Raw genomic sequence first — 25,485 nt, forward strand, 5'->3', positions numbered from 1 at the left:
CGGTGTCGACGCGCGTGGCGCTGAATCGATTCCTCAGGCGCTGACGGCCTCGGGGCGGTTCTCGTCCCGCCGCCCGGAGGAGATTGCCGAACGCGAAGAGAACAGCCCGTCCACCGCCAGGGCTCCGGGGCCGGTGAACACCAGCAGGAGGAAGGCCCAGCAGAACATCGCCGAGGCCTCGCCGCCGTTCTGCAGCGGCCACAGCGCGTCGGGTTGGTGCACGGTGAAGTACGCGTACGCCATCGAACCGGAGGCGACGAAGGCGGCCGACCGAGTGCCGAGACCCAGCAGGACCAGGACACCGCCGACGAGCTGAATGGCGGCGGCGTACCAACCGGGCCAAGACCCGGTGGCAACGGTTCCGCCACCGTGCGCACCGCCGAGGACACCGAAGAGGGAAGCGGCGCCGTGCGAGGCGAAGAGCAGTCCGGTGACGATCCGGAACAGGCCGAGGGCGTAGGGCTGGGCATGGTCGAGACGTGCGTTCATGGGGGGAGGCTCTTTCGGTTGAGGACGGGTCCCGAAGTCGTGCCGACGTTCTCGAGCGCGGGTGAGCCATAGGTTAGGAACGCCTAACCGAGCCGGCAAGCGCGAGTTCCGGCCACCGGCCGAGGAGGCCCGGCGCTACCCCCGCACCTTCGACGCCGCACCGGTGGCGCGCGGAATCGGGAACCTGCCGGTCCACTCCCCTGTGACGGACCGGCAGGTCCGCGTCTGAGTCCGAGCCTAGGACGGGCCCGCATCCCCGCCTGTGCATCGCGCGCAGGTTTGCTTGATCTTGCGCGCAGGAGGTTTCGCGTCCGGCCGTGTGGTTCCCGCGGCGCGTCGGCCCCGTCCGCCGGGAGCCGGCCGACCCGTGGGGTCCGCTGGACGCGTGAGCATCCTCCCCGGCCGTGACTGGTGGACCGGGCTCCCGCCCGCGGCGGGAGCCGCCGTCATGGCCACCGGCATCCTTTCCGTCGGCCTGCACCTGACCGGGCACGAGGCGGCGTCACTGGCCGCGCTGGTCGTTGCTGCGGCGCTGTGGCTCGTACTCGCCGCCGACTTCACCTCCCGGCTGCTGGGCGACCGCGGGCGGTTCCGCGCCGAGGCCGACACACCGGCCGCGCTGACGGCCGTCGCCGCCACCACCGTCATCGGGGCCCGGCTCTTGCAACAGGGCTGGCAGACGGCGGCCGCCGTGCTGTTCGTGGTGGCCGCGGTGCTCTGGCCGGGGCTGCTCTTCAATGTCCTGCGACACTGGCGGCGGCGCATGCCGGGAGCGGCCTTCCTCGGCTGCGTGGCGACCCAGGGACTCTCCCTCCTTGCCGCGTCCCTCGCCGACGCCGCCCACCACGACCTGCTGGCGCGGGCGGCGCTGGCAGCCTTCTGCCTCGGCCTGCTGCTCTACCTGGCGGCCCTCTTCCGCTTCGACCTGCGCGAGGTGGTGGGCGGTAAGGGCGACCACTGGGTGGCGGGCGGCGCGCTCTCCATCTCCGCCCTGGCCGGATCCAAACTCACGGCGTCACCTGTATGGACCGGTTCGGCACACACCACGCTGCGTACCGTCACGCTGGTCCTGCTCGCCCTGTCCCTCGTCTGGTACGTCGTCCTCCTCGCCGCCGAACTGCGCCACCCGCGGCCGCGCTACGACATCCGGCGCTGGGCCACCGTCTTCCCGCTGGGCATGACGGCCACCGCCTGCCTCTCCGTGGCGGAACCGGCCGGCGTCGCCTGGTTGCGCACGCTGGGCGAGGTCCTGCTCTGGATCGCCGTGGGCGCCTGGCTGCTGACCTTCGCCGCGCTGGTCGCCGCGCACCTCACCGCCGGGAGCGGGGCGAGGGACCGATGACACCCGCGCCCGGTGCCCCGCGTCCCGCGCCCCCTTGTGTCGTGTGGCGATGGCGGCGCCGCCTCAGTAGGGTCCCGGCATGGCATACACATTCCAAGTGACCATCGACTCGACCGACCCGCACGCGCTCGCCGACTGGTGGGCCGAGGCGCTCGGTTGGGAAGTGGAACCGAGCGACGAGCCGTTCATTCGCGGCCTGATCGAGGCGGGCCGCGCGAGCGAGGACGACACCAAGATCCACCGGGGCGCCCTCGTCTGGAAGGTGGGCGCCGCGATCCGCCACCCGGAGGGCCTGGAGCGCGCACCCCGTGTCCTCTTCCAGTTCGTCCCCGAACCCAAGACGGTCAAGAACCGGGCCCATTTCGACGTCCGTACCGGCTCCGACGACCCCAAGGCGCTGGTCGAACGCCTCATCGCCAACGGTGCCAAGCACCTCCACGAGGGCCGTCTGGGCGGCAGCGAATGGACGACCCTCGCCGATCCGGAGGGCAACGAGCTCTGTGTCTCCCACTAGGTGATCGAGTGCGAGGGTCCGACCGTCAGCGCACTTGTGTAACATCCGCATTCCGATCGCAGTCATTACTCGGAGGGGTGTCCGGATGTGGGAGTTCGCGCGCTCGTGGGTCGACGGATGGACCGTCTCGCGGGGAGCACCGAGGCCGGTGGACGTGCCGTGGGGCCTGAGCATCCAGGTCGGGCTACCGGCCCAGGCGGTCCGTCACGTCCTGCTCGACACCGATGCCGAGACCGCACGCGGGCTCATCGACGCGGTCACCGAACCGACCACCTGCATCAAGGCCTTTCTTGAACCGGACGTCATGGAGCCGTGGTTCTCGCCCGACTGGGAGCCGACCGATCCCGGCTTCCTGATGGCCATCGACCTGCGTCCGTCCGTCGTGCGCGCGCCCGACGGTTACACGGCCACCGCCGAGAGGGACGGCGATGTCGTCAGCGTGCGCGTTCTGGCCGCCGACGGGGAGCTCGCCGCACGCGGCCAAACCGGTCTGACAGGGACCGCCTGCGTCTTCGACCAGATCATCACCGAGGAGGCTCACCAGCGCCGCGGCCTCGGGACGGTCGTGATGGGCGCACTCACCGAGGCGGCCGTCGAGAACGGGGCGGCCACCGGCATCCTGGGCGCGACCGTCCAGGGCCGGGCGCTCTACGAAACGCTCGACTGGAAGGTCCTCGCACCGCTGACCGGCTTCTTCTACAAGCCCGTCGCTCCCTGAACCACGACCGGCCTGGCCGGCAAGGCCTACGAACCAACGGCGCAACCTTGTCGCCATCGGGTCCGCACGGTGTACGACGGAGGCTCTCCTATGGTTTGCGCCAGTTGACGAAGGACACCTCTTCCTCCAGGGTCACGCTGATCGTGTCCTCGCGGAACGCCCCGTCGCTCAGGAGCTTGTGAAGGAACTCGGCCATGCCGAGCGGGTGCAACTGCATCTCGGGGCTGGTGTGCCTCCCGCAGATCAGGACCGGCCAACGGTCCGGGTCGTCATCCGTGGTCACCCAGCAGTAGATGTCCGCCCCCGACGTCACGCCCCACGCCACGATCGATTCGGGTTCCACGTCGAAGTCGGCGTCGTCGCCGCACATCTCCCAGGTCTCGCGGGCGTTCTCCGTCTCGTCGCGCAGCCCGGGGCCGTCCGTGTACGGGTACCCGTCGGCCTGTAGCGACGGCAGCAGGATGCTGATGCCGTCGCTGATCGCCCCCGCCCCGTAGACCTCCATGAAACGCACGTAGTCCGAGGGGAACCGAGTTCCCCAGGCCGCCTCGACCTCGGCCCAGTCGATCCGCTCGTCCACCCCGTGAGCCACCGGAATGAGTTCGGCGAGCACCGCCACCGCGTCCGTCCCTCGCATGCCACGCCCTTCGCTTCGCCACCCGCACGGTGTGGCTCTTCGTCGTACCCGAGGGCCCAACCTACGAGGACGGGCCTCACGGGAAACCTCCGGGTCCCGCCGGAGCCTCGGATGGTGCGTAGTGATGCAAGTAGCTGCGCAACTGCGGTTCGAGCCGGGACGGGTTGGCGCCGTTGACCGCATGCCAGAGACGGTTCTCGATCCAGAAGCGATGGGCGAACTCCTCGAACGACGGTGCACACCAGAGGATCGCGGCCGTCTGCTCCCCGGTGTCATCGAGGTCGCCCGCGTCTCCTCCGCGGCGCGCCGGGCCTCGAACTCGTGCTCGTAGTCGAGGTGGGAGTGCACCACGAACGCTTCGCCGGAGGGACGGAGGTAGAGGTACCAGATGACGCAGTCCTGTTGGTCCCGCAGGAACCGCACGAGGAAGGAACCGGGCTCGACCGGTATCGCTCCCGAGCAGGACGTCCGCCAAGGGGGGCGCGTTCCCGAGGGGCAGCCGGGCGGCCTCAGCCGTGAAGTAGTGCAGAGACTCCGGCTCGTTGCTGAACGCCTTGACGATCACACTGCCGCCACCGGCCGTTGCACACCGCAACACGGTGCTGCGCGTGCTGCCACCCAGGTCGACCGGGCCGGACAACTCGACGTCCAAAAGTCGCTGGCGGCGCGCCAGATCGACTCCACCCCGGCGCTCTGTCACCACCACCCTGGCCGCGCTCGTGGCGGTGCGGGACGACGAGTCCGGTGCCCAGGTGTCTGCCGTCAGCGATCGTGAGCGCGTTGCCGGCGACAGCCCCGGCCCCCGGACCCGGACCCGGCCCCGGCCCCCGGACCCGGACCCGGACCCGGACCCGGACCCGGACCCGGACCCGGACCCGGACCCGGACCCGGACCCCTCCCACGCCTCGATGGCGATCTGGTGGTGCTCGGCCACGGTGTGGTCGCGGCCAGTACACCGCGATCAGCAGGGCCCGGACCTCCCGCAGCCGGTTCAAGCGCGGGCCTGTCCCGTCTGCCCCATGCAGCTCTGTCTCGCGGCCCGACCCACGACGGCCGGCAGCCTCACGGACTCACCCGTCCCCGACCTGGGCACCGTGCATAGTGACCTCATGAATCGATTCGTGGGTCAGGCCCGCCTCGAATGGTGGGCCAATCAATCGACTTGCCTTGAGATGTACGACATCGACATCACCGTCACTGTCGACGCGGCCGGCAAGTTGCGGGCAACCGGGCGGCATGCCAAGTCCCTCGACACGACCCAGCGTGAGGGCTGGGCCTTCCTCATGGAGATGGATCCCCACTTCTCCCTTGCGTTTCCCGGCGATGATCGCGGCGGGATCACGGTGCGAGTCGTCGAGGCAGAGAAGGGAACCCTCTCGCTCACGGAGGCACCGGATCGGGACGGCTCCGCAAACGTCACCTTCGACCTCACCTGAGTTCAGCCCCCAAGGGCAGGAACCCGACTCCGCGCACCCGCCACCGACTCCGGCGCGTCGCCCTTCCCCTTGGTCCCTGCCCGGCAGATCGTGTGGCTGACGTCTTGTCCGGTCGTCGGGCCGGGTACGGGGCGGGCCCGCACGACCGCCCCGAGGGCCGGGAGGAAAGGACGACGCCTCGCGACCACCGCCCCGGCGAGGTCCTCGCACGGCTCCGCGTGGTTGTCGTGGCCCGCACGCTCACTCGATGTTTCACGCCTCGGGCGGAAGGACGTGGCGCGCGTGATCCAGCACGGGTTCTGCGAAGATCACCGGTCGGGTGACCAGCCGATCGCCCAGCTGCTGCACGTTCACCACCAGCGTTCGACCAGCCACCGCTCCACTTCCGAGGGATCCGCCCCGTCAGCCCCATCCCCTCACGGCCAGAGCGGGGCCGACGGCCAGTGAGCCGAGTGCGTTCGTCCCCTGCGGGCGGTGTCGACGGACCCGATCGGTTCGCCGGACGATCCCCACGGGCACGTCGGGTCAGGCCGAGCTCGCGGCTCGCCGATCCGGCCCGACCGATGGGGCACCGCCTAGACTGACCTCCGTGAACGTCCTCCTCTTCGGCGCGACCGGCATGCTCGGCCGGGGCGTCCTGCGCGAATGCCTGCGCAGCGATGCGGTCGAGAGCGTCGTCGCCGTCGGACGCACCCCGCTCGGCGTCAGCCACCCCAAGCTGCGCGAGTGCGTCCAGGGCGATCCGTCCGACCTGGCCGCCGCCGGGATCGACCCGGCCGCGTACGACGCCTGCTTCTACTGCCTCGGGGTTTCCTCCGTCGGCATGAAGGAAGAGGAGTACCGGCGCGTCACCTACGACCTGACGCTCGCCGTGGCCCGGCCGCTGGCCGCCGCCAACCCCGGCATGACCTTCGTCTTCGTCTCCGGCGAGGGAACGGACAGCACCGAGCGGGGCCGTTCCATGTGGGCCCGGGTCAAGGGGAAGACCGAGAACGACCTGCTCGAACTCCCCTTCCGCGGGTACATGTTCCGCCCCGGCATCGTCCAGCCGGTCCGCGGCGTGCCCTCCAAGGCCCGGCTGTCCCGAGTGTTCTACGCCGTCCTCGGTCCCCTCGTCCCCCTCGTGCGCAAGGTCGCCCCGAACCTCGTCATCACCTCCGAGGCCTTCGGCCGCGCCATGATCGCCGTCGCCTCACCCGGCACCGAGATCCCCGCGCACATTCTGCGGCCCGCCGACATCAACCGCCTGGGCACTGCGCCGACCAGGCATAATTGACTACCGGGCACACCCTCCCGCGCGTGAGAATGAGCCATCTCAAACCGGGAGGACCCCATGAGCCAGGAGACCCTGACTCTGCATGACCTGCTGCCCGCACAGGCGCTGGCGGACTCGATCGACGCCGGGTACGTGACCCGCAAGTCGCATCCCGAACTGCCGCTGTCCATCTACACCTACACGCGGACGGCCCAGTACGAACGCGTCTGGAACGACGTCACCACCCGCTGTCGCGGACTCGTCGCCGACGACGCCACCGGCGCGATCGTCGCGCTGCCGCTGCCGAAGTTCTTCAACGTCGGCGAGCACGAGTCGGGCCAACCGTACGCCCCCGCCCTCCCGGACGAGCCGTTCGAGGTCTACGACAAGGTCGACGGCAGCCTCGCCGTCGTCTTCCACTACGCGGACCGCTGGCGGGTCGCCTCCAAGGGGTCCTTCATCAGCGCCCAGGCGACCTGGGCGCAGCGCCTGCTCGACGGCCGGGACACCGCGGCCCTACGCCCCGGCACCACCTACCTCGCCGAGATCCTGTACCCGCAGAACCGCATCGTCGTCGACTACGGCGACCGCCGGGACCTCGTCCTCCTCGCGGCCTTCGGCCAGGACGGCACCGAGGTCCCGCTCGCCGAGGCCGCGTCCCACTGGGAGGGGATCGGTTCCGTTGTCACGGTCTGGCCCGCCACGCCCATCGACGAGCTGATCGCCCTCACCGAGTCCAACACCCTGCCCGGCGGCGCCACGGCGACCGGCACCCAGGCGGAGGGCTTCGTGCTGCGCTTCGCCTCCGGCGTGCGCGCGAAGGCCAAGCTGACCGAGTACGTACGGCTCCACCGCCTGCTGACCAAGGCCACCGAGCGGGACATCTGGCGCGCCCACGGCATCCAGCGGTTCGCCGGCCTGCCGCTCAAGCAGCTCGCCCAGGGCCTCGGCACCACGGTCGCCGAGATCGAGGCCACGGGCGGCAAGCCGCTCGACGCGCTGCTCGACCAGGTGCCGGACGAGTTCGACGCCTGGGTGAGCGAGGTGATCGGGCGGCTCGAGAGCGAGGCCGCGCGGCGCGAGCGCGCCATCGACGAGGCGTACGCGGGACTCGCGCACCTGGCCGCCGACCGGGGGGCCTTCGCCCGGGCCGTGAAGGCACTGCCCGACCGGGAGGTCCGGGCCGCGATGTTCCTGCGCCTGGACGGCCGGTCCACGGAACTCGCCGTATGGCGCAACGTGCGGCCGGAGACGTCCGACCCCTTCACGAACGATGAGGAGAACTGACCCGTGTCCGAAGGCACACCCACGCACACGGACGTGAACACGGATGTGAACGCGACCGCGACGCCGGCCGAGACCGCGACCGTGACCCCGGCCGTGAACGCGACCGCGACCCCGACCGTGACCCCGGCCGTGGCCGCCGCCGAGGAGGCCCCGCTGCCCGTCGTGCACGTCATGACGGGCCTGCCGGCCTCCGGCAAGACGACCGCCGCGCGCGCCCTACAGGCCGAGGCCCGTGGCCGCATGCGCCGCGTCAACCTCGACGACCTGCGGCTCATGCTCGACCTCCCGGACCCCGCGCGGGGCCGCAGCTTCAAGCACGAGCAGACCGTGCTGGCCGTCCAGGACGCGGCGGTCCGCGCGGCGGTCGACGGCGGCTTCGACGTGGTCGTCGACAACACCCACCTGACCAAGAACATCCCCAAGCGGCTCAAGGCGGCGGTCGGCGGTCTCGCGACCTTCGTCGTGCACGACTTCACCGACGTCCCGCTGGAGGAGTGCCTGCGCCGGGACGCCGCGCGCGAGCGCCAGGTCGGCGAGGAGATCATCCGCATATTGGCCGAGAAGCACGAGAAGGCCCGGCGGGGAGGCTGGCGGCTGACGTCGGAGTGGATGAACGGTGGGTCGAGCGGGGTGGCCGCACCGCCCGTGACGGAGTACGTGCCCGACCCGGATCTGCCGGCCGCGGTGATGTGCGACATCGACGGCACGCTCGCGCTGACCGGCGACCGGGGCCCGTACGACTTCTCGCGCTGCGAGCTCGACCTGCTCAACGAGCCGGTACGGCACGCGCTCGACGCCTTCCGGCGCGCCGACGGCGACGCGATCGTGCTGCTGTCGGGGCGCGGCGAGGAGTACCGTCAGCAGACGGAGTCCTGGCTGCGGCGCCACGAGGTGCCGTACGACGAGCTGTGGATGCGCGCGGCGGGCGACACGCGCCGCGACGACGTGGTGAAGGCGGAGCTGTTCGACACGCATGTGCGCCACCGGTACGCGGTACGGGTCTCGCTCGACGACCGGGACCGCGTGGTCGCGATCTGGCGCCGGATGGGCCTGCCCACCTGGCAGGTCAACTACGGCGACTTCTGAGGGCCCGGCCGCCGTGAACGCCGTGCGGAAGGTGCTGATCGTGGACGGCGCGAACGTCGTCGGCTCGGTGCCGGACGGCTGGTGGCGGGACCGGCGGGGCGCGGCCGTCCGGCTGCGCGACGTGCTGGCCGGCCGGGGCGGGGACGAGGAGATCGTCCTCGTCGTGGAAGGCGCCGCCCGGGGCGTCGAGTCCGTTCCGGGTGTCCGGGTGGACCCGGCGCCCGGGAGCGGTGACGACCGGATCGTGGAGTTGGCCGCCGCGTACGCGGAGCGCGGCTGTGTCGTGGTCACGGCCGACCGTGAACTGCGGGAACGGGTCAGGGCGTACGGCGTGGAGTGCGTGGGGCCGCGTGCCGTACGCCCGGTGGACTGACTGCTCCCAGTCTGACTGCTTCCTGCCTGCCTGCCTACCGGCCGGCAGACAGGGACGGGGTCAGCGGCAGTACTTGACCTCGGAGAGGTTCTTGACGTAACGGGCGGAGACCCAGCGCTCCTTCTCGTACGCGCGCTTGGGCGCCGCGGCGTCGTGCTCCCAGCTGCCGTTCTTGTCGGCCAGGCGGTACCAGATGCGGTTGCCGTCGACCTTGTCACCGTACTTCTTGCACTCGATCTCGACCTTGCTGTTCGGGTACACGTGGCCGAGGGACTGCGAGCGTGTGCTCGGCTTGCTGCGGACCGTCAGCGGGCCCTTCGAGACGACCTTGCCGATGACGTACTTCTCGGGGTACGCGCCGGGCTCCGCGGACCCGCCGCCGACGACGATCTCCCGCGGCGGCAGGTTCTCCGGACCGTCGTCGGCGACGGCGGCGCCCGCTCCGACCAGACCGAGAACCAGGCTGCCGGTGGCGAGAGCGAGGGTGGTTCTGGTGGGCTTCAGCATGAGCCGGCTCCTCTACGAAGACATCCACCCGGCCGCGGCGCGCGGCACGGGGCGGCAACCAGGCGGTTACCAGGGACGACTATGACGAGGGCGGGGCGCGTAGCCCCGGTGGCTCACCGTCGTTTAACCCGATATGACCAATTTGCCCTATCGGGGTGCGCGGCCGTGCCCGCCCCCGAACGGGCACGGCCGAGCAGCGGGCCCGGAAGGACAGGGCGGCGCCGGCCGGAGAGCCGGCGGAAGAGAATCTACGGGCCCGCCGTCCTCGCCCGCGCCCTTCCGGGGGATGAGGCCGGAGTACCACGCAAGGAGGTGGCGACGTACAACCTGGGTGGTACGCAAGGGGGTGATGTGCACGTGGGTACACGTTCGGCGGCGGTCCGGATCCGTACCGGGTGCCCTGTTCGTACCCTGCTCGCGCGGTCCGGGGTGCGGGCGGTGGCGGCCCGGGCGAGAGTGGGTGCCATGGGTATCGATGACTACGGCGGCGGCGCCGGCGCACACGAGACCGGCGTCCTCGTCGTCACGACCAACGACGTCCCCGGCTACCGGGTCGAGCGCGTCATCGGCGAGGTCTTCGGCCTCACCGTCCGCTCCCGCCACCTGGGCAGCCAGATCGGCGCGGGCCTGAAGTCGATGATCGGCGGCGAACTGAAGGGCCTCACCAAGACCCTGGTGGAGACCCGGAACCAGGCCATGGACCGGCTCATCGAACAAGCGAAGGCGCGCGGCGGCAACGCCGTGCTGATGATGCGCTTCGACGTCACCGACGCACAGGACGTCGGGACCGAGGTGTGCGCGTACGGAACGGCCGTGGTCCTCGTCCCCGCCTCGACCTGACCCCTCCTCCCGGCCGTCGAGGGCGGGCACCGGGGTGCGATGCTCCCTGCGTGAGCGAACCACGCGAGGTCGTCGTCCGCCGGCCGGGGCATGCCCTTTCCGCCCGGGACGGGTTGGCCGAGTTGCTGGCCGCCTACCACCTGCGCACGCAGGAGGAGAAGGGCGAGGCCGTCGCCGGCGTGGACGGGCTGCCCGACCGCTACCGCGCGGAGATCACGGATCCGCAGGCGGCCTTCGCCGACGACGCCGTGCTACTGGCGTCGATCGGGGACACCGTGGTGGGCTGCCTGGTGGTGGCCGCCCCCGTGGACGGGCGGTCCGAGGACAAGAGGCTCTGGACGGCCCCGGAGTTCCGCGGGCTGGGCGTCGCCCGCCGCCTCGTCGGCGCCGCGCTGACGCATGCCGAGGAGAGCGGCCTCAGCGCGGTGCGGCTCTCGGTGTGGCAGTGGCGGGCGGGTGCGATCGCCCTGTACGAACGGCTCGGATTCACCGTCACCGGGTCGTGGGACGAGCGGGACCGGCTGGTCTGCATGGAACGTTCCGTGTGAGGGGAACGCCGCTACTGCTGGGCCGGTCCGGCCCGTCGGGCCCACGCCCCGCCCGCGGCCTAGGGACGGCCTACCGCTTCCAGAGGGTCACTTCGGTGATGTAGGTCGGGACCGTGTAGTTCTTGTCGGTCGAGGGTTCGAGGCTGACGATCTTCACCATGGCCAGGTTGCCCTTGGTCGTGACGGTGCACAGCAGGTCACCCTGGACGATGGCGCTGTCAGCGCCGGTGAGGTCCGACTCCCGCAGCCGGTTGGGGATGGGGTCGGTGGCGGCCCCGGTCTCGCACTGTTCGGGGGTGGGACCCTTGCTCTTGCCGAACGAGGTCGAACTCCTGACCCCGTCGTAGCCCATCGCCAGCTCCTGGTCCTGCCAGCCGATCTCTCCGTTCGTGGCCACCTTGGGGAAGTCGAGGTCGACGTCGTTGACCTTGCCGAACTCCCTGGGCGCCAGGAGCTTCAACGGCTTGTCCTTGTACACCGCGGTGTAGGTGCGCCCGGAGGGCGCGGCGGAGGACGAGGCCGACGTCGATGCGGAGGGTGCCGAGCCGCCCGACCGTGCCGCCGGCGCCGCGTCCTTCGGGGCGTCCGCAGGCTTCTCCTTGCTGTCGCCCGCGGTCTGCTTCGCGCCGCTGTCCTCCTCGCGCGTCAGGTACCAGGTGCCGCCCGCGGCCAGGGCGACGGCCAGGACACCCGCGCCGACGACCAGCGGCACGCGGCTGCGGCGCGCCGCCGGGGCGGGGGCGGCCGGTCCGGCCGGAGCGGCGTAGGCCGGAGCGTAGGAGGGCGCGGCGGTGGGCGCGCCGTACGACGGCGGGTGCGGGGCGCCCACCGGGCCGGGGCCCTGGGTCGGCGCGTACGCCGAGGGGACCGGACCGGACGCCTGCGTGGGCGCGTACGCGGGCGGGGGCGGGGCCTGCACCGGCGCCGGCGGGACCTGCGCAGGGGACGGGGCCGGTGCCTGCGCCTGCGCCTGGGCCGACCGCTCGCGGCGGGCGATCTCCGCGGTCAGCGGCTCGGGCAGCCAGCCGTCGAAGTCGCGCAGTTCCCGGCCCGCGACGCGGCCGCACCACTCGGCGAGCTCGGCCGGGCCGGGCCGCTGCGCGGCATCGGAGTGCAGGCAGCGCTCCAGCAGCTGGCGCAGGGGCTCCGGGTAGCCGCTCAGGTCCGGGGCCTGCTGCGGGGTGTTGGCTATCGCGGCGGCGATCGAGAGGCCCGCGCCGTCGCCGTACGGGTGGCGGCCGGTGGCCACGACCGCCGCGATCAGACCCAGCGCGAAGACGTCGGTCGCCGCCGTGACCGTCCGGCCGAGCGCGTGCTCGGGGGACATGTACTGAGGCGTCCCGATGAACCCGCCGCTGCGCGTCAGCTGGGTGGTGTCCGTGGCCCGCGCGATACCGAAGTCGATCACCCACGGGCCGTTCGAACCGAGCAGGATGTTGCTCGGCTTGAGGTCGCGGTGCACCACCGAGGCGGCGTGGATGGAGTGCAGGGCCTGCGCCGTGCAGCCGATCAGCTGGAACACCGCGGGCAGCGGCAGCGGACCGTGCGCGGCGAGGGCGTCGTCGAGCGCCAGGCCCGGCACGAACGCGGTGGCCAGCCAAGGCTGTTCACCACTGGTGTCGTGGTCGAGCACCGGCACGATGTGGTAGCCCTGCACGCGGCGGGCCGCCTGCACCTCGCGTTCGAAGCGGACCCGGAAGTCCTGCTCCTGGGCGAACTCGCGGCGGATGACCTTCAGGGCGACCGGCTGGTTCCCGCGGGTCCGCGAGAGGTAGACGGAACCCATACCGCCTTCGCCGATCTTCGCGAGCAGCCGGTAGCCGGAAATTTCCTGCGGATCCCCCGGACCGAGCGGTCTCAGTACGGCGTCGTCGGTAGTGGACATGGGCTCCCCCTTGATGATCACTGGCCTCAGATCCTAACGGGGGGCATCGCCTGCCACGGCACCGCGCGAGTACGGTGGTGCTCCGAAGACGAAGGGGCGGCCCGATGAGGCAACGCAAGTCGGCGGCAGAGGTGTTCGACGCGCTGGGGGAGCGCTACGAGGAGGTGTTCGGGCGGGTTCCCGGCCAACTGGCGGCCCTTGACTGGCTCACCGGTCGACTGCCCTCCGGAGCAAGGGTGTTGGACGTAGGCAGCGGTACGGGACGGCCCACCGCCGAGACGCTGGTGCGGGCCGGCTGCGTCGTCACCGGCATCGACGTCTCGGCGGCCATGGTCGAACTGGCCCGCGCCAGAGTCCCGCAGGCCCGCTTCGAGCAGGCCGACGTACGGACCTACACGCCCGAGCGGGCCGGCTTCGACGCGGTGTGCTCCTTCTTCCCGCTGCTGGTGATGGACCAGCCGGAGGTCCAGGGTGCACTGGACCGCATGGCGTCCTGGGTCGCGCCCGGCGGGTACTTCGTGATGGCCACGGTGCCGGGGGACATCCGGGGCCTGGACATCGAGTGGATGGGCCACGAGGTCACCGTCAGCAGCCTCTCCACGGCGGACCACCTGGCCCGGCTCGCCGACCTGGGCCTGGAGGTGCTGCACCACCACACCGCGCAGTTCCAGCCCGCCGACGCCCGGGCGGTCCCGGAGGAGCACCTCTTCTGCTACGCGCGCCGGAGCGTGGGTTCATGACGGAGACGGACCTCGAGTGGGACGCACGCGTCCGGCACGCGCCGGTGTCCGACAGCGATTCCCGGTCCATCAACTCCTGGGTTCCCCCGGTCGAGGAGCTGCTGTGGCGCACGGCGCGGGCCAGTACGCTCGTACGCTTCTTCCCCTTCTCCAGCCACAACTGCCTGCGCCTCGCGACGAGCTCCGATTTCTTCGCGACCGCCGAGACCCTGGGCCCTTGCATCGTGTACTGCTACGACGACTTCAAGGCCCCGGACCGCAGACCGGAGTACTGGGTCTGGGACGTCTGGCCGCAGGAGCCGTCGCGCGAGCCCGTCCTGCGGACCTACGACGTCGACGCCGCGGTGCGCGAGCTGGAGCGGCTGACCGCGGACTTCACACCGGCAGCGTAGGCGTGGACCGCGGGGCGCGGTCGGGGCGCAGGCCCGCGCCCAGCCCCACGATCACCACCAGCAGGCCCAGCCACACGGCCGGGCCCGGGACCCCGCTGCCGGTGAGGACCCCCGCACCGGCCGCCGCCAGGGGTGCGATCCCGGTCAGCAGGCCGGCGCGACCGGCGCCCACGGCGGCCACCGTGCGGTAACCAGAGCAGGAAGGCCACCGCCGTCACCATGACGGCGAGGTAGCCGGTGGCCGCCCACTGGGCCCGCCCCAGCGACGACAGCGCGGCAGGGCTTTCGAAGACGACCGTGAGCCCCGCCAGCATCAGCGCGCCCAGCCACACCGCGTGCACGGACACCCCCCACGCCCCGTGCCGGCGCAGCACCGGTACCGCGAGCAGGGTGAAGGCGGCCTCGCAGCCCAGTGCGAGGGCCGCCCAGGCCACTCCCGCGGCGTCCGTCCGGCCCGTTCCCTCGACCAGCACCGCTCCGGCCACCACCACTGGAGCCGCCAGCAGCACCCGGCGGCTGGGCCGTCGCCCTTCCAGGACGGGGCCGAGCAGACCCAGCAGGATCGGTACGGAGGCCACGGCGACGGCGATGACGGCCGGTTCGGCGTGCGCGACCCCGCGGACCACGGCCACGTTGAACAGCACCAGCCCGGTCGCCGCGATCCCCGCCAGCCACAGCCACTCCCGTCCGCGCGGCCGGTGGATCGGCACCCGGGCGACCCGGGCCAGAGCGCACAGCAGCAGCGCGGCGGCCGCGTACCGGACGGCCTGGGTGGCGAACAGCGGGGCGTCGACGAGCGCCCGCGAGACCGTGACGCTGCTGCCGACCAGCGCCATCCCAGCGATTCCCGGAACCAGGTCACGGAACGCGGTGGATCCGGCGGGGGAGGCGGATCCGACGGGGGAGGCGGATCCGACGGGGGAGGCGGAGGCGGAGGCGGCGGGGGAGGCGGAGGCGGTGGTCGACTCGGAGGCCGTGGTCGAGGCGGACGAAGGGGCGGCGGTGGAAGCGGGCGGTGTCTGCATGGGATTCAGCGTGGCCGCACAATGGCCCCATGAGCAGGTCCAAAGAAGGCGTCACCCAGGGGTCCAAAAGCCCGAGCGGCTCGGACTTCCTACAGCTCGACGTCGGCCAGGCCCCACCGGGCGGCCGCACCGAATGGCTGGCGGGCCGGCTCCGCGCAGCCATCGCCGACGGCACCCTCCCGATCGGCAGCCGGCTCCCGGCCAGCCGCGTCCTCGCCGCCGAACTGCGCGTCTCCCGGGGGCTCGTCACCGAGGCCTACCAGCGCCTCGCCGAGACCGGCCAGGTCAGCGGCCGCGGCCGGGGCGGCACCGTGGTCGTCGCCGCCCCGCCACCGGCGGCCACCCCCTCCCGCCCACCGGAGCGCGGTGGGCTCGTCGACGCCCTGCGCGCCGTGCCGTGCCGGATCGACCTCTCGCCCGGGGTCCCCGACCTCACCGCCTTCCCGCGTACGGCCTGGCTGCAAGCCGAGCGCCGGGTCCTCGCCTCGCTCACCCCGGCCGACTTCGGCTACGGGAACCCCCAGGGCGCGCCCGCACTGCGCGGGGCGGTCGTCGGCTGGCTGGCCCGGAACCGAGGGATCCGGGCCGACCCCGACGAGGTGGTCGTGGTCGCGGGCGTCGCCCAGGCGCTGGCGCTGCTGGCGCACGTCCTGCGGGAGGAAGGCGTCCAGCGGATCGCGGTGGAGGACCCGGGCTCGCTGGGCGCCCGGCAGCAACTGGAGTACGGGCGCCTGGAGGCGGTCCCCGTACGGGTGGACGAGGCCGGGCTGGACGTGGGGGCGCTGCGGGCGAGCGGGGCGGGGGCCGTCCTGCTCACCCCGGCGCACCAGTTCCCGACCGGGGTCGTCCTCGACGGCGAGCGCCGCCGGGAGCTGCTCGGCTGGGCGGCCGCCGGGGGACTGGTCATCGAGGACGACTACGACGCCGAGCACCGCTATGACCGGGCCCCCGTCCCCGCGCTGCGCGCCCTGCTGCCCGAGGCGGTCTGCTACGCCGGCAGCGTGTCCAAGCTGCTCGCCCCCGCCCTGCGCCTGGGCTGGCTGCTGGTCCCGCCGCACCTGCGCGACGCCGTGACCGCCGCCAAGCGCTACGCCGACCTCGGCAATCCGGTCCTCGCGCAGCTGGTCCTCGCCCGGCTGATGGACTCGGGCGAACTGGAACGGCACCTGCGCTTCGTCCGGCGCCGCCACCGCCGCCGCCGCGACGCCATGCTCCGGGCCGTCGCCGAGCTGCTGCCCGGCGCCCGGGTGCACGGCGCGGCGGCCGGGCTGCACCTGATGATCACCTTCGACGGCGCCGGCTTCGACGACACGGCCCTGGCCACGGCGGCCCTGGCCCTGGGGGTCAAGACCCACCCGCTGTCCTGGCACCGGGTCCGGCCCGGCCCGCCGGGCCTGATCCTCGGCTACGCGGCGGGCTCGGCCGGAGAGATCGAAGAGGGCATCGCCACCCTGGCCAAGGCCCTGAAGGGGGTCCCGGGCGGGCCCCCGGAAACCGGTCGGAAAGTTTTTCCGGAACGGCGGCAACCTCCCGGGGGGTCGCGCGTCGTGCGGGGGTGAAGGGCGCAGAACCGCGTCCTCGCCCCGACCGTGGAGAACCACCGTGAAGAACCCCAAGCCCGTCCCCCCGGCCTTCCGTCGGACGGCCGTCACCGCTGCCGCCGCCGCAGCGGCCGTCGCCCTCGCGGGTCCCGCCTTCGCCGCGAGCGGGGGCTCGGCCGCGCCCTCCCCGTCGGTCAGCGTGCCGGCCAGCGCGTCGCCGACCGCGGGCGGGCCCAAGCCCTCCCCGTCGGTGAGCACCCCGCCGAGCGCGGGCTCGGACACCCGGAGCGCGTCCCCCAGCGCCGCGCCCAGTGCCCGTCCGTCGGCCCCCTCGGACGCCCGGCCCAGCGCGTCGCCCTCCGAGCCCGGTGCCGCACCTGCCGCACCCGGCGCGGCGGAGCTCGCGCATACTGGCTCCTCGGCGACGACCATCGCCATGGGAGCGGGGGCCACGGTCCTGGTCCTCGCCGGCGCGGGAGCCCTGTACGCCGTACGGCGCCGCGCGAACAGCTGAGGAACCCCGTGCTCCAACTCGCTTCACCCGGCGGCCCCCTCACGCCCGGCTTCGGCCGGGCGTGGCGGGGCCTTTGGTCGTTGCTGCGCCGGGACCGTTCCGCCCCGCCGGCCTCCCCGCGGTCGTACGGGTCCCCGTACGGCTCCTCGTCGCCCTACGACCCCACGGGCCACGGCGACCAGCGGCCGCCCACCGTCACCGAGCTCTACCACGCGCACCGTTTGCGGATGGTCCGGCTCGCGGTGTTGCTCGTCGACGACCTGGCCACCGCCGAGGACGTGGTCCAGGACGCCTTCACCGCCCTCTACCGGCGGCACGGGGAGCAGATCGCCGAGGTCGACAACGCCCTGGGCTACCTGCGCACCGCGGTGGTCAACACCTCGCGCTCGGTGCTGCGCCGTCGGCGCACCGTCCGGGCCTGGACCCCGCCCGCGGCTGCCGACATACCGTCCGCAGAGGACCACGTGGTCCTGGACGAGGCGCACCGCGAGGTGCTCGCCGCGCTCGGCCGGCTCACGCCGCGCCGGCGTCAGGTGCTGGTGCTGCGGTATTGGGCCGATCTCAGCGAAGCGGAGATCGCGGCCACCCTCGGGATCAGCCGGGGAGCGGTGAAGTCCAACGCGAGCCGCGGACTGGACGCCCTGGAACGGATTCTGGAGGGACGGATATGACGCGTGACGGCGAGCGCCCCGTCGAGCGCCGGCTGCGGCAGGCCCTCGATGCGCGCGCGGACGGCATCGACGTCCGCCGGCTGCGGCCCGCGGAGCCGCCGGGGGCACACCTGGGACGGCTGCCGATGGCCGGGTTGCGGCGGTTCGCGCTGCCGCTGGCGGGCCTGGCGGCGGCAGCGGCCGCCGGGATCGGGTACCTGCTGCTCGCCCCGGATCCGTCGCCCGAGCCGGGGCTGCCGGCCACCCCGCCGCGGATCACGGCTCCCGGCCCGTCCCCGCAGGACCCGACGTCACCCGCGCCGCAACCCTCCGGATCGGGGCGGCGGACCCCGTCCGTGTCCTCGCCTCCCACCGGGTCGGTGAGCCCGTCCCCGTCGGTCCCGGCCTCGCCCAGGGCGTCGCGGTCGGGGGCGGAGCCCCCATCGGCGAGCCCGTCCGCCGCACGGGGAGGCATCACCGGAGGCATCACCACCTCCTCGCCCCCGCCGAGCCCCACCCCGCGGTAGGCCCCGTCAGAGGGGCCGCCCGGTCAGCCCCGGAGGTTCTCCACCGCCGTGACCAGCGGGGCGAGTTCAGGGATGCGCGAGGCGTCGTCCAGGGCCTCGCGCAGGGCGGTGTCGTTGGTGGGGCGGGCCGCGGCCAGGAGGGTCAGGCCCGCCTCGCTGACGTCGGTGTAGATGCCCCGACGGTCGGTGTCGCAGATGTAGCGGTTCAGCAGGCCGCGGTCCTCCAACCTGCTCACCAGCCGGGTCGTCGCGCTCTGGCTGAGCACCACCGAGTCGGCGACCTGGTGCATCCGGAGGTGACCGCCCGGGCCGTTGTGCTGGCGGCTGAGGACGTCGAGCAGTGAGTACTCGCGCACGCTCAGGCCGTGGCCGGCCTGCAGGGCCCGTTCGATGTGCGCCTCGATCCGCCCGTGCAGGAGGGAGAGGGCGCACCAGCCCTGGGAAAGGGCGGTGAGCGCGCCGTCCGTGGCCGTCATGGGTTCCTCCGTCGAAGCGTCCAGGGCTGGGGTGTGTGACCACCAGGATAGTCCACATGTGCAATAGCCCGCGCTTGCAAATATCCCGCGTCTGCAACTAACGTTGGACGCATGCAAGCGGCGACCGCAATGAATCGCCCTCGACCGCAACCGATCGCTCTCGATCGCCCTCGATCGCGAACACGCCGTCGCCCCGCCGCACCCCGCACCACCACCTCCCCTGAAGGACACCTTCCCCATGCCCCTCGCACTCCTCGCCCTCGCCGTCGGGGCCTTCGGGATCGGCACCACCGAATTCGTGATCATGGGCCTGCTCCCCGAGGTCGCCGGCACGTACGGGGTCTCGATCCCCACCGCGGGCTTCCTGGTCACCGGCTACGCCCTCGGCGTCGTCCTCGGCGCGCCCCTCATGACCGTGCTCGGCACCCGCATTCCCCGCAAGCGCATGCTGATGCTGCTTATGGGCCTCTTCGTCGCGGGCAACGTGCTCTCCGCCCTCGCCCCCGCCTTCGGCGTCATGCTCGCCGGCCGCGTCGTCGCCTCGCTCGCCCACGGCGCCTTCTTCGGCATCGGCGCGGTCGTCGCCGCCGAACTCGTCGCCCCCGAGAAGAAGGCCGGCGCGATCGCCATGATGTTCACCGGACTGACGGTCGCCAACGTCGTCGGCGTCCCCCTCGGCACGTTCGTCGGGCAGACCCTCGGCTGGCGCGTCACCTTCCTGATCGTCGCCGCGCTCGGCGTCGCCGGTCTGCTCGGCATCGCCCGGCTGGTACCCGAGCTGCCCCGGCCCGAGGGCGGGGTGCGGATCCGCCGCGAGCTCGCCGCCTTCCGCAACGTCCAGGTGCTGCTCGCGATGGCGATGACCGTCCTCGGCTTCGGCGGCGTCTTCGCTGCGATCACCTACATCACCCCGATGATGACCGACGTCGCCGGCTTCGCCGACGCCTCCGTCACCTGGCTCCTCGTCCTCTTCGGCCTGGGCATGGTCGTCGGCAACCTCATCGGCGGCCGGTACGCCGACCGCGCGCTGATGCCGATGCTGTACGTGGCCCTGGGCGCCCTGGCCGTCACCCTCGCCGTCTTCACCCTCACCGCCCACACCAAGGTCGGTGCCGCGCTCACCCTCGTCCTGATCGGCGCCCTCGGCTTCGCCACCGTCCCGCCGCTCCAGAAGCGCGTCCTGGACCAGGCCGCCGGGGCGCCCACCCTGGCCTCGGCCGTCAACATCGGCGCCTTCAACCTCGGCAACGCCCTTGCCGCCTGGCTCGGCGGGCTGGTGATCGCCGCCGGCCTCGGCTGGACCGCCCCCAACTGGGTCGGCGCGGCGCTGGCCGCCTCCGCCCTGGTGCTCGCCCTGGCTTCCGGCGCGCTGGAACGCCGTACGGCGCGGCGCGCGGCCCCCGGCGCCCGGGGCACGGCCGTGGCGGCCGGCGCACCCGGGGCGACCGCGGCCGTCCCCGCCCACCACTGATCCGCCCCCTTCCCCCGTACGCACGCACCCCCGCCCGCAAGGAGAAGCACCGCATGTCCACCCCCGCGCCCACCACCACCCGTACCGCCGTCGCCCCGCTGACCACCGAGGACGCCGAGCTGCTCGTCGCCACCGCCACGGCCGCTGCCGCAGCGGCCGGGGCCACGGTCAGCGTCACCGTCCTCGACGCCGGTGGCCACCTGCTCGCCTTCCGCCGGGACGACCGCGCCGTGCTGATCTCCGGCGAGACCAGCACCCGCAAGGCCTACACCGCGCTCCAGCTGAACGCGCCCACCGCCGACCTCGTCGATGCCGTCCGGCCGGGCGGCCCCTTCCACACCCTGCCCACGGCCCTCGACCGGCCCCTGCTGTTCATCGCGGGCGGGCTGCCCGTCCACCGCGACGGCCGCCTCATCGGCGCCATCGGCGTCGGCGGCGGCGCCCCCGAGCAGGACCACGGCTTCGCCGCCGCCGCGCGGGACGCCCTCGTCTGAGACCGCCGGGTCGCGCACCCGTGTCCCCCGTGCCACGTTGGTACGGGGGACAGGGGCAGATGATGAGCACACCGAGACGGCACGAGAGGTTCCGCACCATCGCGACGGCAACGGTCGCCGCGCTGGTCACCCTTGCCCTCCCGGGCTGCACGGCCGCCTCGGACGAGGCGCGCGCCCCCGGTGACCCGGGCTCATCCACCGCCTCCGCCACCACGGCGGCGGTCCCGGCCGAGGCCGCCCCCACCCCCACCCCCACGCCGAGCCCGACCTACCCCTTGTCCACCGCCCCGCGCACCATCCCGGCGGTACGGGAGCACGTGCCCGCCCGTGGGCCCGGCTGGAAGCCCACCCCCGACGCCCGCGTCGTCGTCGCCCCGGACGACACCGCAGCGCTCTCCGACGAGGCCAAGCTGCTCGCCGGTGAACTGCGCATCGGATACGGGGCGTCGACGGCGCCGCGCGCCGGTGACGTGGAGCTGTCCCTGGACGCGGGCTCCCCGGGAGGGCCCGAGTCGTACACCATGGACGTCAAGGACGGCCGCGTCCGGATCAACGGCCCCGACCAGGCCGGGGTCTTCTACGGCACCCGCACCCTCAAGCAAGCGGTCAAGGGCGCCGGTTCGGCCCCCGAGGGCACCGTGCGCGACGCCCCCGCCAAACCGCAGCGCGGCCTCAACCTCGACATAGCCCGCAAGCACTTCAGCCCGGACTGGATCGAGGACCGGCTGCGCGAGATGGCCGACCTCAAGCTCAACCAGCTCGGCCTGCACTTCTCCGACGACCAGGCCTTCCGCATCCAGTCCAACACGCACCCCGAGATCGTCTCCACCCCGCACCTCACCAAGGCCCAGGTCCGCGAGATCAACGCGCTCGCCGCCCGGCTGCACATCACGGTGGTTCCCGAGATCGACTCGCCCGGCCACCTCGGCGCGGTCCTGCGCGCCCACCCCGACCTGCAGCTGCGCGACACGCAGGGGAGGGCGGTCAAGGGGGCCGTGGACATTTCCAACCCGGCCTCCGCCAAGCTGGTGGACGAGCTGCTGCGCGAGTACCTTCCGCTCTTCCCCGGCGGGTCCTGGCACCTGGGCGCAGACGAGTACCAGGCGCTGGTCTACCGCGACCCGCAGGCCTCCTTCCCCCAGCTCGCCCGGGCCGCCCAGCAGCGGTACGGCCCCTCGGCGCGGGTCCAGGACCTGGCGACGGGCTGGCTGAACGACCGCGCCGCCGTGGTCCGGCCGTCGGGCAAGGCGCTCAAGGCGTGGAACGACGGGTTCTTCGCGGGCGGGGTGACGAGCGCCGCCAAGGACATCCAGGTCGAGTACTGGACCGGCAAGGAGAACGGCGCCCGGCCGCCGCTGGAGTACCTGCGCGAGGGCCGCAAGGTCGTCAACCTCAACGACGAGTTCCTCTACTACGTGCTGGGGGAGCCCAACGAGTTCACGTACCCCACCGGGAAGCGGATCTACGAGCAGTGGACCCCGCTCGTCCTGCGCGGCACGACCCCCGTCCCGGCCTCGTACGGGCCGCAGATCCTGGGCGGGCGCCTCGCCGTCTGGAGCGACCTCGCCGGCGCCCAGACCCAGGCCCAGGTGGCCGCGGGCATCCAGGCTCCGCTGGCCGCGCTCTCCCAGAAGGTGTGGGACGCGCGCACGCCCCAGCTGCCCTGGACCGACTTCAAGGCCCTCGCCGACCGGCTCTGACCGGTCCTACGGCCGCCCCGTGCGGTCGACGCGCACGCGGCGGCGCTGGACCCACTGGCCGAGCAGTGGCAGCGCCAGGAGCACCGCGGACGTCCAGACGGCGGCGAAGACCCAGATCAGGAGCCGGGAGACGGTGAGCGAGGCCGCCACGAACAGCACCGCCGCCGTCGCACCGAGCAGCCAGGCGGCCACCGTGCGGTGACGCCGGTGCGACGTGGCGGACCGCAGGATCCGGTCGAGGGAACGGTCACCCTTGAGTTCGGCCTCGATCGCCGAGAGGGCGCGCTGCTCGCGATCGGAGAGTCCGGCTCCGTCCATCACGGCGTACCTCCGCCGGCTGCTGCCGTCGGGCGCGGGTCGCAGCCTCTGGCCAGGGGAATACCCTGCCTGACGCGGCCCAACCCCGGAGGACGCCGTGACTGCGGGCCCCGGTCACCAGATGGAGTTGACCCACTCCGGGTGGTCGATGAACGGGTTGCGGTTGTGCTGGTACCGGTCGAATATGACCTGGTTGCGGCGCTGCTCGAAGGCGTCCGGCGGGTCCATCTGGTTCCACTGCTTCAGCAGGCTGATCCGGCCCATCGCGGGAGTGGAGCCGTTGTTGACCTTGTCGTTCAGCTCCAGGTTCGCGAAGCCGTCACCACCGTCGTAGCGGACGGCCATGTACAGCAGCATCCGCGCCACGTCGCCCTTGACCGCGTCGCGCGGCTCGAAGGAGTCGGCGTCGGTCCGGCTGCCCGGTGCCTCGCCGACCGGGCTGCCGCCCTTGTCGAAGTCCTTGTTGCCCCGGGTGCTGTTGACGGTGACGTCCTCCGGGCGCAGGTGGTGCAGGTCGGTGCCCGGGCCGGTGGCGGTGCCGAAGTCGCCGTGGCTCTTGGCCCAGACGTGCTCGCGGTTCCAGTCGTTGACCCCGCCGCCGTTCGTGGTCTTGGACTGGGAGCGGCCGGAGTAGACCAGGATGACGTTGTTCGGGTTCGCCGGGTCCTCGTCGGTCACCTTCAGGGCGTTCCACACGCCCTCGTAGGTCACCTTGGACTGGCTCTTGATGATGTCGTGCAGGGCGGTCTTCAGGGCGGGCCCGGTCTTGCCCCGGGCGCTCGCGTAGTAGTCCGCGTACGGGTCCGCCGCGGCGGCCGCCGGGTTCTCCGCGGCGGCTTGGCGCTGCTGGCCGGCGGACGCGGCCGCCGGTACGGCGAACAGGGCGGCGGCGGCGAGGCCGGCAGCCCAAGGGGTCAGGCGCGAGATTCTCATCGGGTGGGGGGTACCTCTCCATACGCACCGTCCCCGCCCGGGGAATTGGCGGAGTGTCAGTGGCAGTGCGAGGGTCACATTGTCATGTGCCGAACAGGTGAAAACCGTGTGTCGGGAATGGGGGACCTTCGTGTGTGCCGGTCGCGCGCCGCGGGCAGGGTAGCGGTGGCCCCGGTGGGGCCGGAACGACCGTGACCAGCCCCCTCTGGAGCAGCCCATGGCAGTGAAGATCCTCATCGTGACCGGCGACGCGGCCGAATCGCTGGAGGTCCTGTATCCGTACCAGCGCCTGCGCGAGGAGGGGTACGAGGTCCACATCGCGGCGCCGCAGGTGAAGAAGCTGCGGTTCGTGGTGCACGACTTCGAGGAGGGCTTCGACACCTACACCGAGAAGCCCGGCTACACCTGGCCCGCCGACCTGGCCTTCGCGGACGTCGTCACCGAGGACTACGCGGCCCTGGTCGTCCCGGGCGGCCGGGCGCCGGAGTACCTGCGCAACGACCCCGAAGTGCGTCGGATCCTGGCCGCCTTCGCGGAGTCCGACAAGCCGATCGCCCAGATCTGCCACGGCCCGCTCATCACGGCCGCGGCCGGGGGCCTGGCCGGCCGCCGGGTGACCGCGTACCCGGCGCTGGAACTGGACATGAAGGCGGCCGGGGCCGAGTTCGAGGACTCCGAGACCGTGGTCGACGGCACCCTGGTCTCGGCCCGGGCCTGGCCGGACCACTCGCGCTGGATGCGGGAGTTCCTGACGGTGCTGCGCGGCAAGGCCCCAGTGGCCTGAGCGGGCTCACGGATCACACGGGCGGCCGTGACCCCGTGCGAGGGGTCACGGCCGTCGGGTCGTGTCGGCAGGAGGTCGGGCGCGGCCACCGCCGCGCCGGACGTCAGCTCACGGGGATGATCGCCGGAGCCGGCTCGTACCGGTAGTTCTCGCCGAAGTTCTTCTTCACGGCAGCCTCCCAGGAGCCGTCCGCGACCATCTTCTTCAGCGCGTCGTTGATCTTGCGCTGGAGCTCCTTGTTGCCCTTCTTGACGCCGATGCCGTAGTTCTCGTTGCTCAGGTTCTGGCCGAGCAGCTTGAACTTGTTCTCGTTGCCCTTCCGGGCGGCGTACCCGGCCAGGATGGAGTTGTCGGTGGTCATGGCGTCGACCCGGCCCTCCTGGAGCGCGACGACGCAGTCCGCGTAGCCGCCCATTTCCAGCAGGCCCGCCTTGGGGGCGAGGTTCTTGCGGAGGTTCTCGGCCGAGGTGGAGCCGGAGACCGAGCACAGGCTCTTCGAATTGAGGTCCTCGGCCTTGGTGATCGAAGCGTCGCCGGCGCGCGTCAGCAGGTCCTGGTGCGCGACGAAATACGGTCCGGCGAAGTCGACCTTCTCCTTGCGCTTCTCGTTGATCGAATAGCTCGCGACGACGAACTTGACCTCGTTGTACTGGAGCAGCAGTTCGCGGTCGTTGCTGTAGACCTGCTTGAATTCGATCTTGTTCGACTTGTAGCCGAGTTCCTTGGCCACGTACGTCGCGACGTCGACGTCGAATCCGGTGAAGGTGCCGTCGGTCTCGCGCATGCCGATGCCGGGCTGGTCGAACTTGATGCCGATGGCGAGGGTCCCCTCCCCCTGGTCCCCATCGTCGAAGACGCCGCACCCGGAGGCGGTCAGGGCGATCGCGATCACTGCGGCGACCGCACCGGCCTGGGGAACCTTCATGCTGCACTCTTTCCTGGGGAACACGGGGCGCGCCACCGGGATTGCCGGGGCGCGTGGAACCGCGCGAACGTGGGGGAC

The 25,485-nt window shown here is 72.4% G+C and carries 30 protein-coding genes; 20 read left to right on the plus strand and 10 right to left on the minus strand.

Translation table 11 applies throughout. From position 1 onward, the window contains the following. Positions 1-33 precede the first annotated feature (33 nt). A complete protein-coding gene (locus OG594_RS41635) occupies positions 34-489 on the minus strand; it encodes a DoxX family protein (protein ID WP_266607580.1) in 456 nt (151 codons plus the stop codon). Positions 490-874: 385 nt separating this feature from the next. Between OG594_RS41635 and OG594_RS41640 the strand changes: the two genes are divergently transcribed. The 3 genes from OG594_RS41640 to OG594_RS41650 all read left to right on the plus strand — a co-directional run bounded on the left by OG594_RS41640 (position 875) and on the right by OG594_RS41650 (position 3,063). After that, positions 875-1,831: a tellurite resistance/C4-dicarboxylate transporter family protein gene (locus tag OG594_RS41640; protein ID WP_266607581.1), complete on the plus strand. Its 957-nt coding sequence runs from the start codon at positions 875-877 to the stop codon at positions 1,829-1,831. 79 nt (positions 1,832-1,910) lie between these two features. Further along, entirely contained in the window at positions 1,911-2,345 is a 435-nt protein-coding gene (locus OG594_RS41645; RefSeq protein ID WP_266607582.1) for a VOC family protein, read from the plus strand. 148 nt (positions 2,346-2,493) lie between these two features. Next, positions 2,494-3,063 (plus strand): GNAT family N-acetyltransferase, encoded by a 570-nt coding sequence (locus OG594_RS41650; protein ID WP_266607583.1) that lies wholly within the window; start codon positions 2,494-2,496, stop codon positions 3,061-3,063. An 88-nt stretch (positions 3,064-3,151) separates the two neighbouring features. Here the strand turns inward: OG594_RS41650 and OG594_RS41655 are convergent, their stop codons facing one another. Continuing rightward, on the minus strand, positions 3,152-3,700 hold the full coding sequence (locus OG594_RS41655) for an SMI1/KNR4 family protein (protein WP_266607584.1): 549 nt from the start codon (positions 3,698-3,700) through the stop codon (positions 3,152-3,154). A gap of 1,109 nt (positions 3,701-4,809) precedes the next feature. On the opposite strand from OG594_RS41655, the gene OG594_RS41660 reads away from it, so the two are divergent. Then, positions 4,810-5,136, plus strand: a complete 327-nt coding sequence (locus OG594_RS41660; protein ID WP_266607585.1) for a hypothetical protein — start codon at positions 4,810-4,812, stop codon at positions 5,134-5,136. A 252-nt stretch (positions 5,137-5,388) separates the two neighbouring features. Here the strand turns inward: OG594_RS41660 and OG594_RS41665 are convergent, their stop codons facing one another. Then, complete coding sequence (locus tag OG594_RS41665; protein WP_266607586.1) at positions 5,389-5,511, minus strand: hypothetical protein; 123 nt, start codon at positions 5,509-5,511, stop codon at positions 5,389-5,391. A 214-nt stretch (positions 5,512-5,725) separates the two neighbouring features. On the opposite strand from OG594_RS41665, the gene OG594_RS41670 reads away from it, so the two are divergent. Genes OG594_RS41670 through OG594_RS41685 form a run of 4 tightly spaced genes read left to right on the plus strand, consistent with a single transcriptional unit; the run spans position 5,726 to position 9,137 of the window. Continuing rightward, positions 5,726-6,412: an epimerase gene (locus OG594_RS41670; RefSeq protein ID WP_266607588.1), complete on the plus strand. Its 687-nt coding sequence runs from the start codon at positions 5,726-5,728 to the stop codon at positions 6,410-6,412. 57 nt (positions 6,413-6,469) lie between these two features. Then, on the plus strand, positions 6,470-7,678 hold the full coding sequence (locus tag OG594_RS41675; protein ID WP_266607589.1) for an RNA ligase: 1,209 nt from the start codon (positions 6,470-6,472) through the stop codon (positions 7,676-7,678). Between the two features lie 3 nt (positions 7,679-7,681). Then, a complete protein-coding gene (locus OG594_RS41680) occupies positions 7,682-8,764 on the plus strand; it encodes an AAA family ATPase (RefSeq protein WP_266607590.1) in 1,083 nt (360 codons plus the stop codon). Positions 8,765-8,786: 22 nt separating this feature from the next. Next, complete coding sequence (locus tag OG594_RS41685; RefSeq protein WP_266608839.1) at positions 8,787-9,137, plus strand: NTP pyrophosphohydrolase; 351 nt, start codon at positions 8,787-8,789, stop codon at positions 9,135-9,137. A gap of 60 nt (positions 9,138-9,197) precedes the next feature. Here OG594_RS41685 and OG594_RS41690 read toward each other — a convergent pair whose 3' ends face one another. After that, positions 9,198-9,644: an SH3 domain-containing protein gene (locus tag OG594_RS41690; protein ID WP_266607591.1), complete on the minus strand. Its 447-nt coding sequence runs from the start codon at positions 9,642-9,644 to the stop codon at positions 9,198-9,200. A 465-nt stretch (positions 9,645-10,109) separates the two neighbouring features. Between OG594_RS41690 and OG594_RS41695 the strand changes: the two genes are divergently transcribed. Together OG594_RS41695 and OG594_RS41700 are read left to right on the plus strand one after the other, a co-directional pair. Beyond that, positions 10,110-10,484 carry a YbjQ family protein gene (locus OG594_RS41695; RefSeq protein WP_266607592.1) on the plus strand — a complete coding sequence of 125 codons (375 nt, stop codon included), beginning with the start codon at positions 10,110-10,112 and terminating at the stop codon, positions 10,482-10,484. Between the two features lie 50 nt (positions 10,485-10,534). Further along, positions 10,535-11,032, plus strand: a complete 498-nt coding sequence (locus OG594_RS41700) for a GNAT family N-acetyltransferase (protein ID WP_266607593.1) — start codon at positions 10,535-10,537, stop codon at positions 11,030-11,032. Positions 11,033-11,102: 70 nt separating this feature from the next. On the opposite strand, the gene OG594_RS41705 is transcribed toward OG594_RS41700, so the two are convergent. Then, the gene (locus OG594_RS41705) at positions 11,103-12,917 is read right to left on the minus strand and encodes a serine/threonine-protein kinase (protein WP_266607594.1); all 1,815 of its coding nucleotides are present in this window, start codon (positions 12,915-12,917) and stop codon (positions 11,103-11,105) included. Positions 12,918-13,021: 104 nt separating this feature from the next. Here OG594_RS41705 and OG594_RS41710 point away from each other — a divergent pair, with 104 nt between their 5' ends. Both OG594_RS41710 and OG594_RS41715 read left to right on the plus strand, forming a co-directional pair. Continuing rightward, positions 13,022-13,657: a bifunctional 2-polyprenyl-6-hydroxyphenol methylase/3-demethylubiquinol 3-O-methyltransferase UbiG gene (locus OG594_RS41710; protein WP_266607595.1), complete on the plus strand. Its 636-nt coding sequence runs from the start codon at positions 13,022-13,024 to the stop codon at positions 13,655-13,657. Next, a complete protein-coding gene (locus tag OG594_RS41715; protein WP_266607596.1) occupies positions 13,654-14,049 on the plus strand; it encodes a hypothetical protein in 396 nt (131 codons plus the stop codon). Before OG594_RS41710 ends, OG594_RS41715 begins: the two co-directional genes overlap by 4 nt. Here the strand turns inward: OG594_RS41715 and OG594_RS41720 are convergent. Next, complete coding sequence (locus OG594_RS41720) at positions 13,983-15,074, minus strand: EamA family transporter (protein ID WP_266607597.1); 1,092 nt, start codon at positions 15,072-15,074, stop codon at positions 13,983-13,985. The two genes, OG594_RS41715 and OG594_RS41720, sit on opposite strands and share 67 nt — an antisense overlap. Before the next feature lie 29 nt (positions 15,075-15,103). Here OG594_RS41720 and OG594_RS41725 point away from each other — a divergent pair, with 29 nt between their 5' ends. The 4 genes from OG594_RS41725 to OG594_RS41740 are packed head-to-tail and all read left to right on the plus strand — an operon-like array spanning position 15,104 to position 18,306. After that, the gene (locus OG594_RS41725) at positions 15,104-16,633 is read left to right on the plus strand and encodes a PLP-dependent aminotransferase family protein (RefSeq protein WP_266607598.1); all 1,530 of its coding nucleotides are present in this window, start codon (positions 15,104-15,106) and stop codon (positions 16,631-16,633) included. 43 nt (positions 16,634-16,676) lie between these two features. Next, entirely contained in the window at positions 16,677-17,129 is a 453-nt protein-coding gene (locus tag OG594_RS41730; RefSeq protein WP_266607599.1) for an LAETG motif-containing sortase-dependent surface protein, read from the plus strand. Between the two features lie 8 nt (positions 17,130-17,137). After that, on the plus strand, positions 17,138-17,800 hold the full coding sequence (locus OG594_RS41735; protein ID WP_266607600.1) for an RNA polymerase sigma factor: 663 nt from the start codon (positions 17,138-17,140) through the stop codon (positions 17,798-17,800). After that, complete coding sequence (locus OG594_RS41740; RefSeq protein WP_266607601.1) at positions 17,797-18,306, plus strand: hypothetical protein; 510 nt, start codon at positions 17,797-17,799, stop codon at positions 18,304-18,306. The genes OG594_RS41735 and OG594_RS41740 overlap by 4 nt, the downstream gene beginning before the upstream one ends. A 23-nt stretch (positions 18,307-18,329) precedes the next feature. Here OG594_RS41740 and OG594_RS41745 read toward each other — a convergent pair whose 3' ends face one another. Continuing rightward, entirely contained in the window at positions 18,330-18,782 is a 453-nt protein-coding gene (locus OG594_RS41745) for a MarR family winged helix-turn-helix transcriptional regulator (RefSeq protein WP_266607602.1), read from the minus strand. Positions 18,783-19,020: 238 nt separating this feature from the next. On the opposite strand from OG594_RS41745, the gene OG594_RS41750 reads away from it, so the two are divergent. The 3 genes from OG594_RS41750 (at position 19,021) to OG594_RS41760 (ending at position 22,447) form a co-directional block, all read left to right on the plus strand. Next, positions 19,021-20,253: an MFS transporter gene (locus OG594_RS41750; protein WP_266607603.1), complete on the plus strand. Its 1,233-nt coding sequence runs from the start codon at positions 19,021-19,023 to the stop codon at positions 20,251-20,253. A 53-nt stretch (positions 20,254-20,306) separates the two neighbouring features. After that, positions 20,307-20,747 carry a heme-binding protein gene (locus OG594_RS41755; RefSeq protein WP_266607604.1) on the plus strand — a complete coding sequence of 147 codons (441 nt, stop codon included), beginning with the start codon at positions 20,307-20,309 and terminating at the stop codon, positions 20,745-20,747. 62 nt (positions 20,748-20,809) lie between these two features. Beyond that, on the plus strand, positions 20,810-22,447 hold the full coding sequence (locus OG594_RS41760) for a glycoside hydrolase family 20 protein (RefSeq protein WP_266607605.1): 1,638 nt from the start codon (positions 20,810-20,812) through the stop codon (positions 22,445-22,447). Between the two features lie 6 nt (positions 22,448-22,453). Here the strand turns inward: OG594_RS41760 and OG594_RS41765 are convergent, their stop codons facing one another. Both OG594_RS41765 and OG594_RS41770 read right to left on the minus strand, forming a co-directional pair. Further along, positions 22,454-22,765 (minus strand): DUF3040 domain-containing protein, encoded by a 312-nt coding sequence (locus OG594_RS41765; protein ID WP_266607606.1) that lies wholly within the window; start codon positions 22,763-22,765, stop codon positions 22,454-22,456. A 114-nt stretch (positions 22,766-22,879) separates the two neighbouring features. After that, entirely contained in the window at positions 22,880-23,698 is an 819-nt protein-coding gene (locus tag OG594_RS41770) for an endonuclease I family protein (protein WP_266607607.1), read from the minus strand. A 217-nt stretch (positions 23,699-23,915) separates the two neighbouring features. On the opposite strand from OG594_RS41770, the gene OG594_RS41775 reads away from it, so the two are divergent. Further along, positions 23,916-24,482, plus strand: coding sequence for a DJ-1/PfpI family protein (locus OG594_RS41775; protein WP_202197863.1), 567 nt, complete (start codon positions 23,916-23,918; stop codon positions 24,480-24,482). Between the two features lie 103 nt (positions 24,483-24,585). Here the strand turns inward: OG594_RS41775 and OG594_RS41780 are convergent, their stop codons facing one another. Next, the gene (locus OG594_RS41780; protein ID WP_266607608.1) at positions 24,586-25,407 is read right to left on the minus strand and encodes a glutamate ABC transporter substrate-binding protein; all 822 of its coding nucleotides are present in this window, start codon (positions 25,405-25,407) and stop codon (positions 24,586-24,588) included. Between the last annotated feature and the right edge of the window lie 78 nt (positions 25,408-25,485).

This window comes from Streptomyces sp. NBC_01214 (assembly GCF_026340975.1).
Lineage (GTDB): Bacteria > Actinomycetota > Actinomycetes > Streptomycetales > Streptomycetaceae > Streptomyces.